The organism is Streptomyces sp. NPDC058653 (genome assembly GCF_042716895.1).
Lineage (GTDB): Bacteria > Actinomycetota > Actinomycetes > Streptomycetales > Streptomycetaceae > Streptomyces.
In genome coordinates this window covers 87336-105564 of sequence record NZ_JBHXRM010000024.1, presented here as the reverse complement: position 1 = coordinate 105564, position 18229 = coordinate 87336, and the positions used below count along the sequence as shown (strand labels likewise).

The window sequence follows — 18229 nt, the reverse complement described above, 5'->3', positions numbered from 1 at the left end:
CCCTTGTTGCAGGCGGTGGGCATTTGGCGGGGGTTTTTCTTTCCCGGGGGGGCCGCCTATTGTGGGGGTTATTTTCCGGCGGCGGGGGGGCGCGGGGGCGCCCCCGCGCGGTGGTAGGTCCTACAGGAGGGAGGGCTGGTCAGCCCGGTCAGCCCTCGAACACGCCCGTCTTGACGGGGACGTGCTTGCCGCCCTTCACCTCGTAGAGGGAGAGCTGCTTGTTCACGGTGTCGCCGAACTCGTCGAATCCGACGCTGCCGGTGACGCCGTCGAACTTGACGTCCTGCATGGCCTCGGTGATCTGCTTGCGCGCGTCCTTGACGTCGCCGGGCAGCTCGCCGTCGTTCTTCTCGACGACGGCCTTCACGGCCTGGATGATCGCCCAGGTGGAGTCGTAGGCGTAGCCGCCGTACGCCTCGAAGGCGCCGTCGTAGCCGCCGGCCGCGTAGTCCTTGATGAAGGTCTTGGCGGTCTCCAGGGTCTCCAGGGGCGCGCCCACGGAGCTGGCGAAGTCGCCTTCGGAGTTCTTCTTGCCCAGCTTGATGTACTCGGCGCTGAAGAGAGCGTCACCGCCGACGGTGGGGATCTTGGCGCCGGCGTTCTTGATCTGGCTGGCCAGCGGGGCGCCGGCCGGGTACTCGCCGCCGTAGTAGACGAAATCGGCGTCCTTCGCGGCGACCTTGCTCGCGACGGCCGAGAAGTCCTTGTCGTCCGGGTTGATGTGGTCGGTGCCTACGACCTTGCCACCGAGCTTGGTGAACTCGGCGGAGAAGGTGGCGGCGAGACCGGCTCCGTAGGTCTTCTTGTCATCGATGACATAGACCTTCTTGAGCTTCTTCTCGTTGAACATGAACTGCGCGGCGTACGGGCCCTGGATGGCGTCCGTGGTGGCCGTGCGGAAGTAGGTGTCGAAGCCCCGGACCTTCTTGCCGCTCTGCCAGTCCTTGCCCTGAGTCATCTCGGGGTTGGTGTTGGCGGGCGAGACCTGGACCAGGTTGTCGTTGGCGAAGACCTTCTGCATGGCCTGGCCGACGTCGGAGTTCAGGGGGCCGACCACGCCCATGACGTCCTGGTTGCCGACGAGCTTGGTGGCGTTCTGCTGGCCGGTCGCGGCCTGGGCGACGTCGTCCAGGGACTCCAGCTCGAAGGTGATGCCTTCGACCTCGTTGTTCTTGTTTGCCGTCTTGACGGCGAGGTCGGCGGAGTTCTTGATGCCCTGGCCGAGCGCGGAGAGGTCTCCGGTCAGCGGCGCGTCGAGGCCGATGACGACGGTCTTCTTTCCGCCGCCGCCGCCCTCGCTGCTGTCGTCGCGGGAGCCGCAAGCAGAAAGCGTGAGGGCTCCTACAGTGACCGCAGTGGTGACTATGAACAAGGAACGGTGACGCACGATCAGTCCTTTCCCCTGGCACGGCTGTCCCTGATTGGGAAGCCGGGTCGAGCGCTGGAACCGAACTGAAGGGAATCCGGTGGCGCGGTGACTGGCCGTGACTCTAAGCGCGCTGGTGGGGGTGGTGCAGAGGTGCGGCCAAGGATGTGACGCTCTTGTTATGACGGAAGCGCGATGAAGCCCGTGCGGGAAGGGAAAGGCGTGTGATTTGAGCCTGTTGGGAAGTCCACATAGTGAGAACCAGCAGGACCGCACCGGTAATCGGTCGATTACGGAACGGTACGGCGGCATGTCGTTTCGATGGCTGTTCCGAGGTCTTCCGGGTATCCGCCACCAAGGATCCGGCTCTGTTTCTGGATGGCTCGTTCATTACGTAACGTGACATCCAGGAAAGGGAGTCCGGCATTCCGGGGTACTTCCGCGCAGTCGAGCACATAGACGGTCACGAGCACCTCGCGGGAGCCTCCGGCGGGCACGGTGAACGGCGCCGGCGGTTCGGTCGAGACGGCGAGCGCGGCGGACGGCTGGGTGATGGCGTCGACCGTGACGCGGCGGCCGGGCTCGGTCGTGACGCTGACGCCGAAGGTGAACGCGCCGGCGTGCTCGCCCTTTGGCGCGGCGCCCCGGTAGGCGAAGCCGACCACCTGCGACGGCCAGGGCGGTGGTGGTTCCGGGGGCGGCGACGGGGCCGTGAGGACGTACAGGCAGCCGCCCGCCGTGAGCAGCGCGGCGGCGCCGAACGCGGCCTTGCGGCGGTGCCGCGGGGGCAGCGTGAGGTGCGGACGGGCCGGCGGCGCCCCGGTGAACGGGTCGTCGGGGCGGTGGTAGGTGGACTCGCCCGGTTCGACGGGGCCGATCGCGCTCATGCGCGGGCGCCGGTGCGCGGCGGGCGCGAGGGCCCGGGATCGCGGCGCAGGGTGTCACACAATGTCACCATGGAGGGTCCCACCTGGCTCTCCCGTGCCGGGGTCCGGCGGCGGGCGGAGCGCCGCGGGCGTCCCGGCGGACCTTCGTTTCCGCCGTGTTTCACGGCCGTCCGGTGGCGGCCGCGCGTCTCACCTGTTGGTCACCGGAGGCGCCGAGAAGCCCGTTCGGTGTCTTTTCCCGTCCGCTTGAGCATTCCTTGAGGTTCGCCCTTCAGGCGCCTTTCCGTGCCATGAATCCGGTGCCGTCGCCTTTTTGGAGAAGACAGGTCAACCGGGCGGTGCAGACCCGCTTCTCCTGTTCGTCGGTGATGACGATCTCGTACGTCGCGGTGGACCTGCCCCGGTGGAGCGGGGTGGCGACGCCGGTCACCACTCCGGCGCGCGCCCCCCGGTGATGGGTGCAGTTGAGGTCCACGCCCACGGCGATCCTGCCGCGTCCGCCGTGCAGCATCGCGCCGATGGAGCCGAGGGTCTCGGCGAGTACGGCGGAGGCGCCGCCGTGCAGCAGCCCGTACGGCTGGGTGTTGCCCTCCACGGGCATGGTGGCGACGACGCGTTCGGCGGACGCCTCGACGACCTTCAGGCCCATCCGGGTGCCGAGGTCCCCGGCGGAGAAGAGGGACAGCAGGTCGGTGTCGCTGTACTCGTCGATGATCTCCTGCGGGAACGTCGCCGCGGACTCGTCGTTCGCTCGGGACTGCTCACCCATGGATCCGGCTCCGATCGGCTGCGTGGTGCGATACGTGTTCAGTGCATGTTTCGGCGCGTTCCTCCGCGCGGGATTCCGCGAGCGGCTCCGCGCGGGCTGGTACGCACCGTCATATCAGATGGGTGAGCGCACGCTCGGACAGGGCGGTGCCCGGGCGGACCGGCCCCCGGAACCGGACCTGGATGTTCCGTCAGCGGTGCTCGAAGCGGACCACGACCGACTTGCTCGCCGGGGTGTTGCTGATGTCGGCCGTGGAGTCCAGCGGCACCAGCACGTTCGTCTCCGGGTAGTAGGCGGCGGCGCAGCCGCGCGCCGTGGGGTAGTGCACCACCCGGAAGCCGCGGGCGCGCCGCTCGACACCGTCCTTCCACTCGCTGACCAGATCCGTGTACGAGCCGTCGGCCAGGCCCAGTTGCTCCGCGTCGTCCGGATTCACCAGGACGACGCGACGGCCGCCCTTGATGCCCCGGTAGCGGTCGTCGAGGCCGTAGATCGTGGTGTTGTACTGGTCGTGCGAGCGCAGTGTCTGGAGCAGCAGCCGGCCCTCCGGCAGCGCCGGGTACTCCACGGGCGCCGCCGTGAAGTTGGCCTTGCCGGTCCCGGTAGGGAAGCGCCGTTCGTCGCGCGGGGCGTGCGGGAGCTGGAAACCGCCGGGCCTGGCGACGCGTTCGTTGAAGTCCTCGAAGCCGGGGACGACCCGCGAGATACGGTCGCGGATCGACCCGTAGTCCTTCTCGAACTCCTCCCAGGGAGTCAGCGACGCGGGACCGAGGACCGCCCGCGCCATGCGCGCGACGATCGCAGGCTCGGAGAGCAGGTGCGGGCTCGCGGGGGCGAGGTTGCCGCGTGAGGCGTGCACCATGCCCATGGAGTCCTCCACGGTCACGATCTGCCTGCCGCCCGCCTGCACGTCCTTGTCGGTGCGGCCGAGGGTCGGCAGGATCAGGGCGCGCGCGCCGGTCACCGCGTGCGAGCGGTTGAGCTTGGTCGACACGTGCACCGTCAGCCGCGCGTTGCGCATCGCCGCCTCGGTCACCTCGGTGTCCGGCGACGCGGAGACGAAGTTGCCGCCCATGGCGAAGAAGACCTTCGCGTCGCCGTCGCGCAGCGCGCGGATGGCCCGGACGACGTCGTAGCCGTGGTGGCGCGGCGAGGTGATCCCGAACTCCCGGTCCAGGGCGTCGAGGAAGGCCGGCGCGGGCCGCTCGAAGATGCCCATGGTGCGGTCGCCCTGGACGTTGGAGTGTCCGCGTACGGGGCACACCCCCGCGCCGGGCCGGCCCACGTTGCCGCGCAGCAGGAGGAAGTTGACGACCTCGCGGATGGTCGCGACCGAGTGCTTGTGCTGGGTCAGGCCCATCGCCCAGCAGACTATGGTCCGCTTCGACGCCAGCACCATGGAGAGCGCGCGCTCGATGTCGGCGCGGTCGAGCCCCGTCGCGGTGAGGGTCTCGTCCCAGTCGGCGGCCCGCGCGGTGGCGGCGAACTCCTCGAAGCCGTGGGTGTGCCCGGCGACGAACTCCTGGTCGACGGCGGCGGGATCCGTCTCGGCCGCGTCGAGGATCAGCTTGTTCAGCAGCCGGAAGAGGGCCTGGTCGCCGCCGATACGGATCTGGAGGAAGAGATCGTTGAGGGCAGCGCCCCTGACCATGCCCCCCGGGGTCTGCGGGTTCTTGAACCGCTCCGTACCCGCCTCGGGCAGCGGATTCACCGAGATTATCCTCGCGCCCGCCGACTTGGCCTTCTCCAGGGCGGAGAGCATGCGGGGGTGGTTCGTCCCCGGGTTCTGCCCGGCCACGATGATCAGATCGGCCTGGTGCATGTCGTCGAGGGAGACACTGCCCTTGCCCACGCCCAGGGTCTCGGAGAGCGCCGAACCGGACGACTCGTGACACATGTTGGAGCAGTCGGGGAGATTGTTCGTGCCGAACTCGCGGGCGAAGAGCTGGAGCAGGAAGGCCGCCTCGTTGCTCGTGCGGCCGGAGGTGTAGAACAGCGCCTCGTCGGGGGAGTCCAGCGCCGTCAGCTCCTCGGCGATGATCGCGAACGCGCGCTCCCAGCTCACCGGTTCGTACCGGTCACCGCCGCCCGCCGCGTCGCCGCCGTCCCCGCCCGTGCCGCGCTCCAGGAGCATCGGCCGGGTGATACGGCCCTGCTGGCCCAGCCAGTAGCCGCTGCGCCTCGCCAGGTCGGCGACCGGGTGCGCGGCGAAGAAGTCCGGCGTCACCCGGCGCAGCGTCGCCTCCTCGGCGACCGCCTTCACACCGTTCTCGCAGAACTCCGCCGTGTGCCGCTTCTCGCCCTCCGGCCAGGCGCAGCCGGGACAGTCGAAGCCGTCCTTCTGGTTGACCTTGAGCAGCGTGCGCGCCGCGCGCGCCACGCCCATCTGCTGCTGGGCCACCCGCAGCGAGTGCGCCACGGCGGGCAGCCCGGCGGCACTGTGCCGCGGACCGTCGACCTGCGGCGCGTCCTGGACCGGGTCACCTGAGGGCGGCTTGCGAGCCATCACGCTCTCCCTAACTCGTACGACGGGACTTCTCCCGCGATCCTGTCCCACGACAACTCCCCCCGATCCTGTCACGCGGCGCCGGACGGCCTCCCGCGGTGCGGTACGCGGGTGAGGATTGTCAGTGGGGCGTGGCAGGATCGGGTACGTGGCTGAGACAGCATCGAAGAAGATCGCAGACAACCGTCCTCGCCTGCTCCTCATGGACGGGCACTCCCTGGCGTACCGGGCGTTCTTCGCGCTGCCCGCGGAGAATTTCACCACCAGCTCCGGGCAGCCGACGAACGCCTTCTACGGCTTCGCCTCGATGCTGGCCAACACCCTGCGTGACGAGGCGCCCACGCACTTCGCGGTGGCGTTCGACGTCTCGCGCAAGACGTGGCGCTCGGAGGAGTTCCCCGAGTACAAGGCGAACCGCTCCAAGACGCCCGACGAGTTCAAGGGCCAGGTCGAGCTGATCGGCGAGCTGCTGGACGCGATGAACGCGCACCGGTTCGCGATCGAGGGCTTCGAGGCGGACGACGTCATCGCCACCCTCGCCACCCAGGCCGAGGAGGCCGGCTTCGAGGTGCTCATCGTCACCGGCGACCGGGACTCCTTCCAGCTCATCAGCGAGCACACGACGGTGCTGTATCCCACCAAGGGCGTCTCCGAGCTGACCCGCTTCACCCCGGAGAAGGTCCAGGAGAAGTACGGGCTCACGCCCGCGCAGTATCCGGACTTCGCCGCCCTGCGCGGCGACCCGTCGGACAATCTCCCCGGTATCCCCGGTGTCGGCGAGAAGACGGCCGCGAAGTGGATCAACCAGTTCGGTTCCTTCGCCGAACTCGTGGAGCGCGCCGAGGAGGTCAAGGGCAAGGTCGGCCAGAATCTCCGCGAGCACCTGCCCTCGGTCAAGCTCAACCGCCATCTCACCGAGCTGGTGCGCACCGTCGAGCTGACGAAGACCCCGGGGGACCTGGAGCGCGCCCCGTACGACCGGTCGGCCGTCACGGGTGTGCTCGACGTCCTGGAGATCCGCAACCCGAGCCTGCGCGAGCGGCTCCTCGGTGTGGACCCCGGCGCCGTCGAGGACGAGGGACCGGCCCCCGAGGCGGGCATCGAGCTCGACGGCAAGGTCCTGGCCTCCGGCGAGCTGGCGCCCTGGCTCGCCGAGCACGGCGACCAGCCCCTCGGTGTCGCCCTCGTCGACACCTGGGCGCTCGGCACCGGCAGCATCGGCGAGGTCGCGCTGGCCGCCGCCGACGGCGCCGCCGCCTGGTTCGACACCACCCAGCTCGACGAGGCCGACGAGAAGGCCTTCGGCTCCTGGCTCGGGGCGGCGGACCGCCCCAAGGTGCTGCACAACGCGAAGAGCGCCATGCGGGTCGCCCCCGAGCACGGCTGGCGGATCGGCGGGGTCACGATGGACACCGCGCTCGCCGCCTATCTGGTCAAGCCCGGCCGCCGTTCGTTCGCCCTCGACACCCTCGCCGTCGAGTACCTCGGACGTGAACTCGCCCCGGCCGCCCCCGGCGACGGCCAGCTCGCCTTCGGCAGCGACGACCAGGCCGAGGCGGACGCCCTGATGACCCAGGCGCGGGCCGTGCTCGACCTCGGCGAGGCGTTCACCGGGCGGCTGGAGGAGGTCGGGGCGACCCGGCTGCTCCAGGAGATCGAGCTGCCCACCTCGGCGCTCCTCGCCAAGCTGGAGCGCAACGGCATCTGGGCCGACCAGCCCCATCTGGTCGCCCTGGAGCAGCAGTTCGACGCGGCCGTCCAGCAGGCGGTCAAGGAGGCGCACGCCTCGGTCGGCCACGAGTTCAACCTCGGCTCGCCCAAGCAGCTCCAGGAGGTCCTCTTCGGCGAGCTGGCCCTGCCCAAGACGAAGAAGACCAAGACCGGTTACACGACGGACGCGGACGCGCTGGCCTGGCTCGCCGCGCAGACCGAGCACGAGCTGCCCGTCCTGATGCTGCGCCACCGTGAGCAGGCCAGGCTCCGGGTCACCGTCGAGGGCCTGGTCAAGATGATCGCGGCCGACGGCCGTATCCACACCACCTTCAGCCAGACGGTGGCCGCGACCGGCCGGCTCTCCTCCACGGACCCCAATCTGCAGAACGTGCCGGTGCGCACCGACGAGGGCAGGGCGATCCGGCGCGGGTTCGTCGTCGGCGAGGGCTACGAGTCGCTGATGACCGCCGACTACAGCCAGATCGAGCTGCGGGTCATGGCGCATCTGTCCGAGGACGCCGGTCTGATCGAGGCGTTCACCTCCGGCGAGGACCTGCACACCACCGTCGCCTCCCAGGTGTTCGGTGTGGAGCGGGCGGCCGTCACCCCCGACATGCGCCGGAAGATCAAGGCGATGTCGTACGGACTGGCGTACGGCCTCTCCGCGTTCGGCCTCTCCCAGCAGCTGAACATCGAGGCGGCCGAGGCACGCGGTCTGATGGACACGTTCTTCGAGCGCTTCGGCGGTGTACGGGACTATCTCCAGCGGGCGGTCGAAGAGGCCAGGGCCACCGGCTACACGGAGACGATGCTCGGCCGCCGCCGCTATCTCCCGGACCTCAACAGCGACAACCGCCAGCGCCGTGAGATGGCGGAGCGGATGGCGCTCAACGCCCCGATCCAGGGCACGGCCGCCGACATCGTGAAGGTCGCGATGCTCCGCGTCGACTCGGCGCTGACCGAGGCCGGGCTTGCCTCGCGCATGCTCCTCCAGGTCCACGACGAAATCGTGCTGGAGATCGCCCCCGGTGAACGGGAGCGGGTCGAGGAGCTGGTGATCCGCGAGATGGCCGCGGCGACCGAGCTGCGGGCCCCGCTGGACGTCTCCGTGGGTGTGGGCCCGGACTGGGACTCGGCCGCGCACTGACGGCGGGCCGGCGGCCGGTCCGCGGCCATCGCCGGGGCCTCAGCGCGTACGGGAACGGTCCTTGGCCGTCGGGTCGTTCGCGTCGGACGGCGCCGACGGCTTCGTACGGGCCGCGCGCAGCCGCATGGCCGCGCCGTACAGCACGAGTCCCGCCGCCAGCCCCGCCCCGGCGCCGAAGCAGAGCGTCGGAACGACGTCCAACGGCGTCGACACCTGACCGTGGTAGTCGTACCAACGGATGAACCGGTGCGCCATGGCGGCCAGCACGCACACCGCGAGCAGCGCGTGCGCGAGCGCGCGCACGCGCCGGGGCAGTACGGGCACGGAGGCCGGCGCGGGGGACCGGGGCAGACGGCGCAGCGCGGAGACGGTGAACCAGCAGAGCGCCACCAGCGCCAGGGCCGACGTGCCGTACTGGGTGTAGGTGTACAGCGGGAAGCCGGCGACGACGTTGTCCAGCGCGGGCACCGTACGGGTGCCCCAGCGGTCGATGTGCGTGAACGCGTCCCAGACCACATGGGTGGCCGCGCCGAGCACCGCCGAGAGGTAGAACCGGGCCGCGAGCGACGACCGAGGTTCGCCGCGCCGGTCGGGTCCTCGGACGAAGGCGTACGCGCGCCCCTGCCAGGAGGTGGGCAGCAGCGCGAGCACCGGCTCACGCAGCATCAGCCAGAGGCCCACCAGGGCCCCGGCGATGAGGACGTCGACGGTGAACACGCCCAACGGGCCGTGCGTCACCTCGCCGAACTCCATGGCCTCGGGCACGGCGGTCGCCGCGAAGTACGTCATGTCGGGGGCCATCGAGCCGGCGACGAGCGCGGAGGCGAGCAGCGGCCCGCGCGAGGTGCCGTCTCTTCTGATGCCCGGCAGCACCGCCGCGGCATGGCTCAAGGTGAATGGCACGGCGGGTCGGTCTCCCTGAGGCGTGTCGTTGTCCGATCAGGCAGGGAACACGCCCACCTGGCACGCGATCAGTATGAAGGACGGCTGTTCGGGCCCTGGGGGAGACCGGCAGATGGCGAAACGGTGAAAAGGGGTCAGCGACCCGTGTGCGTACACAGGGAGTTGCCGTAGGGTCGCCTGAGTCCTCGCGCTGGGAGCGCGAACAGCTGTTCACCGGGAGGGACCAGACGTATGGCAGCGCACTTCGGCCGCCGGCTCCGCAGAGGGGCGACCACCACCGCGGTCGCCGCACTCGCGGTCGCCGCGCTTTCCGCCTCGCAGGCCCCGGCGATCGTCCACGGTGGCGGTGACGGGGGCGGAAAGCAGGCGTCCGGATCGAGCGTGCCGGACGGGGAGGGGGAGTCGGCCTCCGGCGACTCCTCGTACCACACGGACCTCCCGCCGCTGAACACCCCGAACAAGCCCGGCACTTCGATCGATCTGCCGGGCCTGGTCGGCGGGTCGGAGGCGGGCATACCCGCCTCTGTTCTGGCCGCGTACAAGCAGGCAGAACAGAGCATCGCGATCACCAACCCCGGCTGCAAGCTGCCGTGGCAGCTGCTCGCCGCGATCGGCAAGGTCGAGTCGGGCCAGGCGCGCGGCGGCCGGGTCGACGACGCGGGCACCACGCTCACACCGATCCTCGGCCCGGTGCTCAACGGTGTCGGCTTCGCCAACATCTCGGACACCGACGACGGTGAGTTCGACGGCGACAAGACCCACGACCGCGCCGTCGGCCCGATGCAGTTCATCCCGTCCACCTGGGCCACCTGGGGCCAGGACGCCAACGCCGACGGCCGCGAGGACCCGAACAACATCTTCGACGCGGCGCTGGCCGCCGGCCGCTACCTCTGCGCCAACAACCGCGACCTGTCGGTTCAGGCCAATCTCGACCAGGCGATCCTCAGTTACAACCGCTCGAACGAATACCTCGCCACGGTCCTGTCCTGGCTGGACTACTACAAGCGCGGAACGCACGAGGTCCCGGACGGTACGGGCGTGCTGCCGACGGGTCCCGGCCCGCTGAACCCGGGCGGTTCCGGCAGCTCCCCGAGCCCGAGCACGAGCCCGTCGAGCCCCGGCAAGAAGCCCAGCCCCGGCGCGTCCCAGGGGCCCTCGAAGCCCGGCAACTCCCCGTCGAAGCCGCCGAAGCCCCCCAAGCCGCCGACGACGACACCGCCCGCGACCCCCGCGCCCACCGTCCAGCGGCTGGAGGACGCGGGCACCGGCCGGCTGTCCGCCACGGCGGGCGCGACGTTCACGGAGCGCGTCACCGTGCGCGGCGAGGACGCCAAGGGCAAGGCCGTCGGCAAGGTGGCCCTGCGGTTCGAGATCGTCGGGGACACCGACGCCGCGTTCTCGGGCGGCGGCAAGCAGGCCACCGTCACCAGCGGCGGCGACGGCATCGCCACGGCGCCCACGCTCCAGGCGGGCGAGACCACGGGCGACTTCACGGTGCGGGTCAGTGCCGTGGGCCGTACGGTCCCGGCCGTCGACTTCACGGCGACGGTCACCGAGCGCCAGGCGGACGCGGTCGTCAGGACGAGCGACAAGGAGCTCAGCGCGGCACCGGGCGCCGAGTTCGCCGACGCGGTCGAGGTCAGGGCCACCAACCAGGGCCAGGCGGCGCCGGGTGTGGCGGTCAAGGCCACCCTGATCACATCGGCCGACGACGCCTCGCCCGCCGGCAAGGGCCCCTACTTCAATGGCGCGGACGGCCAGCCGCTCCGGGCGCTGACGGGGCTGAAGACCAACGAGGAGGGCCTGCTCCTGCTTCCGAAGATCTACGCGGACGACGCGACGGGCACGTTCCTGCTGCAGATCGAGACGGCGGGCGGCGCGAAGGTGACGATCGAACTGAAGGTCGCCGCCCCCGCGTAGCGCACGCCGGGCGCGTGGCGACGACCGCGCGCCCACGAGCGCACGCCGGTGATCGCACGAAGATGAGCGCACGCCGCCTCTCCTTCCTGGACGGAGAGGCGGCGTCGGCGTGTTCGGGGTGCTGCGGTCCGCCGGCTACCGCCGGTCCTTCAGGCGCCGTGTCGCGACCGCCCGGGTGGGGTCCTCGGGCCACGGATGGCGCGGATAGCGCCCGCGCAGCTCCGCGCGCACCGCGCGGTAGCCCTCCCGCCAGAAGGACGCGAGGTCCGCCGTGACGGCCGCAGGGCGCCCGGCGGGGGAGAGCAGATGGACCAGCACGGGCACGCCAGCGACCTTCGGGGTCTCCGTCAGACCGAACAACTCCTGGAGTTTCACGGCCAGTACGGGCTGCTCCGCGCCGTAGTCGAGGCGTACGCGCGATCCGCTCGGCACCTGGAGGCGCTCGGGCGCCAGCTCGTCCAGCCGCCCCGCCTGCCCCGACGACCACGGCAGCAGCCGCCTCAGCGCCTGGCCCGCCTCGATCCGCGCCAGATCCGCGCGGCGCCGGGCCCTCGACAGCTCCGGCTCCAGCCAGTCGTCCGCGCGGTCCAGCAGCGCCGGGTCCGACACGTCCGGCCAGGGGGCGCCCAACGCCCGGTGCAGAAAGCCCAGTCGCTCGCGCAGCGCCCGCGTGTCACGCGTCCAGTGCAGCAGGGTGCCGGGGCCCTCACGCCGCAGCCCGTCCAGCAGCGCGGCCCGCACCAGGGCCGGTTCGGGTGCGCGCAGCGGCCGCGCGGAGAGTTCGATCGCGCCGAGCCGTCGCACCTGTCGGGCGACGACGTCGCCGTCCTCCCAGCGCACCTCCTCGCCCGAGACGAGCAGATGCGCGGCGGCGGTCCGCGCGGTGTCCTCGTCGACGACGGCGGCCAGCCGCACCCGGGCGGAGGCCGCCGTCGACGGCCGGTCCGCGACGGCGACGGCCAGCCACGGCGCACTGCGCAGCCCGGAGCCGTCGGCGAGTTCGGCGCCTGTCCCCGACGCCATGAGGAACGCGCCGCCGCCACGGGCGCGCGCCACGCGCTCGGGGAAGGCGTACGCGGCGACGACCCCGACGACGGCGTCGTCCGGCAGCCCGCCGGCCTCGCCGTCCCTCCGGCCGCCGTCCCCGCCACCGCCCTTGCCCCCGGCCGACGCCAGCCTCCGCGCCTCCTGGCGCCAGCGCGCCGCGTACCCGTCGCCGCCCCGTCGCGCCGTGCGCCACGCCGCCGCCAGGTCGTCCCCGTACGCCCTCGGGGGTTCCTCGCTCAGCAGCGCCACCACCTCGGCGGCCCGGCGCACCCCGACCACCTCGGCGCCGTCCAGGAGGGCGCGGGCCAGCCGCGGGTGGAGACCCAGCAGGGACATCCGGACCCCCCGTTCGGTCACCCGGCCCTCGGCGTCCACCGCCCCGATCGCCGCCAGCACCGCCCGCGCGGCGGCCAGCGCCCCCGCCGGCGGCGCGTCGAGCAGGGCGAGGCCCGAGGCGTCCGGGTCGCCCCAGCACGCGGCCTGCAACGCGAACGCCGCCAGATCGGCGACCTTGATCTCGGGCGCCGGGAACCTGGCGAGCCGCGCGTCCTCGGCCTCCTCCCAGCACCGGTACACCGTGCCCGGCGCCTCACGCCCGGCCCGTCCGGCGCGCTGGCGTGCCGTCGCCTGCGAGGCGCGCACGGTGGTGAGCGCGCTCAGCCCGCGCGCGTGGTCCGTACGCGGCTCACGCGCCAGCCCGGAGTCGACGACCACCCGCACGCCCGGCACCGTCAGACTCGACTCGGCCACCGAGGTCGCCAGTACGACGCGGCGGACGCGGTCCCCCGACCCCGCGAGCACGGCGTCCTGCACCTCCGCCGGAGCCCGGCCGTGCACCTGGAGGACCTCGGCGCCCAGCGCGTCCCGGTCCCCCAACTGCCCCGCCACCCGGCCGATCTCACCGACGCCCGGCAGGAACACCAGCACATCGCCCGCGCGCTCGGCCAGTGCCCCGCGTACCACCGACGCCACGTGCGTCAGCAGCGCCGGATCGACCCGCGTCCCGTGCGGCGGACGCACCGGACGCGTCGGCGGCGCCCACACGACCTCCAAAGGATGTGTCACGCCGTGCGCCTCCACCACGGGCGCGTCGCCCAGCAGCCGCGCCCATCCCTCGGCGTCGGTCGTCGCGGACGCGGCCACCAGCCGCAGCTCGGGACGGAGGGTGGCCCGTACGTCCAGCAGGAAGGCCGCCACCGTGTCGGCGTCCAGATGCCGTTCGTGGCACTCGTCGATGATCACCACGTCGACGCCGCCGAGTTCCTGGTCGCGCTGGAGCCGCTGGAGCAGGACGCCGGTGGTCACCACCTCCACCACCGTCCCGCGCCCCACCACGCGCTCCCCGCGGACCGTGAAGCCGACACTCCCGCCGACCCGTTCGCCCAGCAGCCAGGCCATCCGCCGCGCCGCCGCACGTGCGGCGATCCGGCGCGGCTCCGCGACGACCACCCGCCGCCGGGGCCCCTGTGCGGCGCCGTCGGACCGGGGGACGAGGCCGGCCAGCACCAGCGGCACCAGCGTCGTCTTGCCGGTGCCGGGCGGCGCGCACAGCACGGCGCAGCCGGCCCCGTCGAGGGCCGCCTCCAGCGCTGGCAGGGCGGTACGGACGGGCAGAGCGCCGAGGACGTCTTCGCGGACCACGCCCTCAGTCCCGTACGCAGACGAAGATCGCCGACCCCGGGATCAGATTCCCGCGCAGCGGCGACCAGCCACCCCACTCCTGGGTGTTCCAGGCGGGCCACTCCGGCTCCACCAGGTCGACGAGCCGGAAACCGCCCGCCACCACGTCCCGTACCCGGTCACCCACCGTCCGGTGGTGCTCCACGTACATCGCGCGCCCCTCCTCGTCCTGCTCGACATAGGGGGTGCGGTCGAAGTACGACGCCGAGACCGACAGGCCCTCGGGGCCCGGCTCGTCGGGGAACGCCCAGCGGATCGGATGCGTGACCGAGAAGACCCAGCGCCCGCCGGGGCGCAGCACCCGCCGTACCTCGCGGAACACCCGCACCGGATCGGCGACGAAGGGGATGGCGCCGTAGGCGGAGCACGCCAGGTCGAACGAGCCGTCCAGGAAGGGCAGCGCCCCGGCGTCGGCCTCCACAAGAGGTACGTCGTCGCCTATGCGCAGCGCGTGCTGGAGCTGGCGGTGGGAGAGGTCGAGCGCCACCGGGCGCGCCCCCTGCCCGGCCAGCCAGCGCGAGCACTGCGCCGCGCCCGCCCCGATCTCCAGGACGTCGAGGCCCTTGAGCGACTCGGGCGGGCCGAGGAGCTCCGCCTCGACCTCGTCCAGACCCTCGGGCCCCCAGACGAAGCGGTCGTCGCCGAGGAAGGTGCCGTGCTCGATCTGGTAGTCGTCCGCGTTCCGGTTCCACCACCCCCGGTTGGCGCGGCTGCTCTCGGTGCCGTCGCTGTCACGCCGGGTGGCCTCCGGCTCCCACTCCGTCTGACGCTCTGTGTGCTGATGCTCTGCCTGGTCTTGGCTCATCGTGTCCGTCGTCGTAGTGTGCGGAAAGGCCGTACGAACCCGTGCCGCCCTGTAGTCGGCCGGTGGCGGGTTGAGTCACGGTGCGGCCGTCGTGGCCTCAGGAAACGCTTGTTGTGCCGGGTATGGGGCGTTCCGCCCCGGGTGTGCGCCTTCGCGCATTGACCGTGTCCGGCTGCCCCCGTATGCTAAAGGTTGCGCTGCGGGCTTGCGCGCCTCAGACGTAGCAGGCCGCGCTCGCATCTGTTGTGGGTCCCCTCGGCTGTTCGAGGCGCCTTCCTTCTCGGGAACGGCGCTTCCCAGGCTGTCCGGCTTCCGGCAGATGGCGATACGGGCTCTCGGCGTGGCAGTACCTACGACTCAATGTCCGTACCGGAGCCTTTACCCACATGACGAGCAGCACCGAGACCACCGCCACCACCCCGCAGGTTGCGGTCAACGACATCGGTAACGAGGAAGCATTCCTCGCCGCGATCGACGAGACGATCAAGTACTTCAACGACGGCGACATCGTCGACGGCGTCATCGTGAAGGTCGACCGGGACGAGGTCCTGCTCGACATCGGTTACAAGACCGAAGGCGTCATCCCCTCCCGCGAGCTCTCGATCAAGCACGACGTCGACCCCAACGAGGTCGTCGCCGTGGGCGATGAGATCGAGGCCCTTGTTCTCCAGAAGGAGGACAAGGAAGGTCGGCTCATCCTGTCCAAGAAGCGCGCGCAGTACGAGCGCGCCTGGGGCACGATCGAGAAGATCAAGGAAGAGGACGGCATCGTCACCGGCACCGTCATCGAGGTCGTCAAGGGTGGACTCATCCTCGACATCGGCCTCCGTGGCTTCCTGCCGGCCTCTCTCGTCGAGATGCGCCGCGTCCGCGACCTCCAGCCCTACGTGGGCAAGGAGCTCGAAGCCAAGATCATCGAGCTGGACAAGAACCGCAACAACGTGGTCCTGTCCCGCCGTGCCTGGCTGGAGCAGACGCAGAGCGAGGTTCGCCAGACCTTCCTCACGACCCTGCAGAAGGGCCAGGTCCGCTCCGGCGTCGTCTCCTCGATCGTCAACTTCGGTGCGTTCGTGGACCTCGGCGGTGTCGACGGTCTCGTGCACGTCTCCGAGCTCTCCTGGAAGCACATCGACCACCCCTCCGAGGTTGTCGAGGTCGGCCAGGAGGTCACCGTCGAGGTTCTCGACGTGGACATGGACCGCGAGCGTGTCTCCCTGTCGCTCAAGGCGACGCAGGAAGACCCGTGGCAGCAGTTCGCCCGGACGCACCAGATCGGCCAGGTCGTTCCCGGCAAGGTCACCAAGCTCGTTCCCTTCGGCGCGTTCGTCCGCGTCGACGAGGGCATCGAAGGTCTGGTCCACATCTCCGAGCTGGCCGAGCGCCACGTGGAGATCCCGGAGCAGGTCGTCCAGGTCAACGACGAGATCTTCGTCAAGGTCATCGACATCGACCTGGAGCGCCGTCGTATCAGCCTCTCGCTGAAGCAGGCGAACGAGGCGTTCGGTGGTGACCCGGCCTCGGTCGAGTTCGACCCGACGCTGTACGGCATGGCCGCCTCGTACGACGACCAGGGCAACTACATCTACCCCGAGGGCTTCGACCCCGAGACCAACGACTGGCTCGAGGGCTTCGAGGCTCAGCGCGAGGTGTGGGAGACCCAGTACGCCGAGGCGCAGACCCGCTTCGAGCAGCACCAGGCGCAGGTCATCAAGTCCCGCGAGGCCGACGAGGCCGCCGCTGCCGAGGGCGCTGCCGCCCCGGCCGGCGCGGCTCCCGCGGCCTCCGGTGGCAACGGTGGCGGTGGCGGCGGCGGTTCGTACTCCTCGGAGTCCCAGGACAACTCCGGCGCCCTCGCGTCGGACGAGGCCCTGGCCGCCCTGCGGGAGAAGCTGGCGGGCGGCCAGAGCTGACGCTCTGACCTCCTGATCCGGTAGACAGCTCGACGTGAGGCCCGCTCCCCCCGGGGAGCGGGCCTCACGTATGCCCGCACCGCGGGGTCGTGATGATCAACGGCGGCCAAGTGCCGTACGCTGTCCGCCTGTTGCTTCCCGCACCACCGGCGCCGGGACCCACGGCGCCCGTACCGACGGGTACCGGTCCGTCCGCCGCCGGCCGGATGCGGCGTGCGCGGCCGGGGAATGCTCACGCCCGGAGGCGCGTTCTTCCTGAGGAACACGAGGAGGACCGGTAATCGTGCTTGATCCGCAGGATTTGTACGAGTGGGAGCCCAAGGGCCTGGCAGTCGTCGACATGGCGCTCGCGCAGGAGTCCGCGGGCCTTGTCATGCTCTACCACTTCGAGGGCTACATCGACGCGGGTGAGACCGGCGACCAGATCGTCGAGAACCTGCTGGAGTCGCTCCCTCACCAGGTGGTGGCGCGCTTCGACCACGACAGACTGGTCGACTACCGTGCCCGCCGCCCGCTGCTGACGTTCCGGCGCGACCGCTGGTCGAGCTACGAGACGCCGACACTGGAGGTGCGGCTCGTCCAGGACGCCACCGGCGCCCCGTTCCTGCTGCTCTCCGGCCCCGAGCCGGACGTGGAGTGGGAGCGCTTCGCGGCGGCCGTCGCGCAGGTCGTCGAGCGCCTCGGCGTACGGCTGGCCGTGAACTTCCACGGCATCCCGATGGGCGTCCCGCACACGCGCCCGGTCGGCATTACCCCGCACGGCAACCGCACCGACCTCATGCCCGGCCATCGCAGCCCCTTCGACGAGGCCCAGGTGCCCGGCAGCGCGGAGGCGCTGGTCGAGTTCCGGCTGATGGAGACGGGGCACGACGTACTCGGCGTGGCCGCGCACGTCCCGCACTATGTGGCGCGGTCCTCGTACCCGGACGCGGCGCTGACCGCGCTGGAGGCCATCACGGCGGCGACGGGGCTCGTCCTGCCGGACGTCGCGCACGCCCTCCGTACGGAGGCGCAGCGCACGCAGACCGAGATCGAGCGCCAGCTGAGCGAGGGGGACGAGGAGCTGGTGACGATGGTGCAGGGCCTTGAGCATCAGTACGACGCGGTGTCCGGTGCCGAGAGCAGGGGCAATCTGGTCGCCGAGCCGGTGGAGCTTCCGTCGGCGGACGAGATCGGGCTCGAATTCGAGAAGTTCCTCGCCGAGCGCGAGGGCGATTCCTGAGTCGTGGGAGCGAGTCCGGCGGCGTCGGGGTGTCCCGGGGTGCGCGGGCTCGTAAAACGCCCGGCGCACGCTCTAGGCTGCGAGACATGCTGAAAGTGGGCCTGACCGGCGGAATCGGTGCCGGAAAGAGTGAAGTGTCCCGACTGCTCGTCTCGTACGGCGCGGTGCTGGTGGACGCGGACAAGATCGCCAGAGAGGTCGGGGGGCGCCCGGGGCCCCCGGGGGGCGCCCCCGCCGGGCCGGGCCGGCGGGCCGCCGCGCGGGGCGGGCGCCCCCCCGGGACGTGTTTCCGGGCCCCGCGGACGCCCCTACTCGTTGAGCTGATCGGCCAGCTTCCGGGCCAGTCCCCGTGCC

At 71.3% G+C, this 18229-nt stretch carries 12 protein-coding genes; 5 read left to right on the top strand and 7 right to left on the bottom strand.

From position 1 onward, the window contains the following. Positions 1 to 148: 148 nt before the first annotated feature. From ACFWU9_RS21295 to ACFWU9_RS21280, 4 genes are all read right to left on the bottom strand, one after another. Positions 149 to 1387, bottom strand: a complete 1239-nt coding sequence (locus ACFWU9_RS21295) for a branched-chain amino acid ABC transporter substrate-binding protein (RefSeq protein ID WP_384320609.1) — start codon at positions 1385 to 1387, stop codon at positions 149 to 151. A 269-nt stretch (positions 1388 to 1656) separates the two neighbouring features. Further along, positions 1657 to 2253 carry a Tat pathway signal sequence domain protein gene (locus ACFWU9_RS21290; RefSeq protein WP_384320607.1) on the bottom strand — a complete coding sequence of 199 codons (597 nt, stop codon included), beginning with the start codon at positions 2251 to 2253 and terminating at the stop codon, positions 1657 to 1659. A 271-nt stretch (positions 2254 to 2524) separates the two neighbouring features. Then, positions 2525 to 3022 carry a PaaI family thioesterase gene (locus ACFWU9_RS21285; RefSeq protein WP_384320605.1) on the bottom strand — a complete coding sequence of 166 codons (498 nt, stop codon included), beginning with the start codon at positions 3020 to 3022 and terminating at the stop codon, positions 2525 to 2527. A 190-nt stretch (positions 3023 to 3212) separates the two neighbouring features. Continuing rightward, a complete protein-coding gene (locus ACFWU9_RS21280; protein ID WP_384320603.1) occupies positions 3213 to 5528 on the bottom strand; it encodes an FdhF/YdeP family oxidoreductase in 2316 nt (771 codons plus the stop codon). Between the two features lie 148 nt (positions 5529 to 5676). Between ACFWU9_RS21280 and polA the strand changes: the two genes are divergently transcribed. Further along, complete coding sequence (gene polA, locus ACFWU9_RS21275; protein WP_384320601.1) at positions 5677 to 8388, top strand: DNA polymerase I; 2712 nt, start codon at positions 5677 to 5679, stop codon at positions 8386 to 8388. Between the two features lie 39 nt (positions 8389 to 8427). On the opposite strand, the gene ACFWU9_RS21270 is transcribed toward polA, so the two are convergent. Then, a complete protein-coding gene (locus ACFWU9_RS21270) occupies positions 8428 to 9291 on the bottom strand; it encodes a DUF4184 family protein (RefSeq protein WP_384320598.1) in 864 nt (287 codons plus the stop codon). Between the two features lie 231 nt (positions 9292 to 9522). Here ACFWU9_RS21270 and ACFWU9_RS21265 point away from each other — a divergent pair, with 231 nt between their 5' ends. Beyond that, positions 9523 to 11211, top strand: coding sequence for a lytic transglycosylase domain-containing protein (locus ACFWU9_RS21265; RefSeq protein WP_384320596.1), 1689 nt, complete (start codon positions 9523 to 9525; stop codon positions 11209 to 11211). Between the two features lie 135 nt (positions 11212 to 11346). On the opposite strand, the gene hrpB is transcribed toward ACFWU9_RS21265, so the two are convergent. Beyond that, positions 11347 to 13899 (bottom strand): ATP-dependent helicase HrpB, encoded by a 2553-nt coding sequence (gene hrpB / locus ACFWU9_RS21260; RefSeq protein ID WP_384320594.1) that lies wholly within the window; start codon positions 13897 to 13899, stop codon positions 11347 to 11349. Between the two features lie 4 nt (positions 13900 to 13903). Beyond that, entirely contained in the window at positions 13904 to 14743 is an 840-nt protein-coding gene (locus ACFWU9_RS21255; protein ID WP_384320592.1) for a class I SAM-dependent methyltransferase, read from the bottom strand. Positions 14744 to 15129: 386 nt separating this feature from the next. Here ACFWU9_RS21255 and rpsA point away from each other — a divergent pair, with 386 nt between their 5' ends. The 3 genes from rpsA to ACFWU9_RS21240 all read left to right on the top strand — a co-directional run. Beyond that, a complete protein-coding gene (gene rpsA / locus ACFWU9_RS21250) occupies positions 15130 to 16653 on the top strand; it encodes a 30S ribosomal protein S1 (protein WP_189108602.1) in 1524 nt (507 codons plus the stop codon). A 283-nt stretch (positions 16654 to 16936) separates the two neighbouring features. Then, complete coding sequence (locus ACFWU9_RS21245) at positions 16937 to 17875, top strand: PAC2 family protein (RefSeq protein ID WP_384320590.1); 939 nt, start codon at positions 16937 to 16939, stop codon at positions 17873 to 17875. Positions 17876 to 17961: 86 nt separating this feature from the next. Then, the coding region (locus ACFWU9_RS21240) for a dephospho-CoA kinase (protein WP_384320588.1) at positions 17962 to 18229 on the top strand (268 nt) is incomplete at its 3' end.

Bases quoted from the DNA above. Each gene is read 5' to 3' on its own strand.
- ACFWU9_RS21290 (WP_384320607.1), bottom strand. From the start codon at position 2,253: ATGAGCGCGATCGGCCCCGTCGAACCGGGCGAGTCCACCTACCACCGC.
- ACFWU9_RS21285 (WP_384320605.1), bottom strand. From the start codon at position 3,022: ATGGGTGAGCAGTCCCGAGCGAACGACGAGTCCGCGGCGACGTTCCCG.
- ACFWU9_RS21280 (WP_384320603.1), bottom strand. From the start codon at position 5,528: ATGGCTCGCAAGCCGCCCTCAGGTGACCCGGTCCAGGACGCGCCGCAG.
- ACFWU9_RS21265 (WP_384320596.1), top strand. From the start codon at position 9,523: ATGGCAGCGCACTTCGGCCGCCGGCTCCGCAGAGGGGCGACCACCACC.
- ACFWU9_RS21255 (WP_384320592.1), bottom strand. From the start codon at position 14,743: ATGAGCCAAGACCAGGCAGAGCATCAGCACACAGAGCGTCAGACGGAG.
- rpsA (WP_189108602.1), top strand. From the start codon at position 15,130: ATGACGAGCAGCACCGAGACCACCGCCACCACCCCGCAGGTTGCGGTC.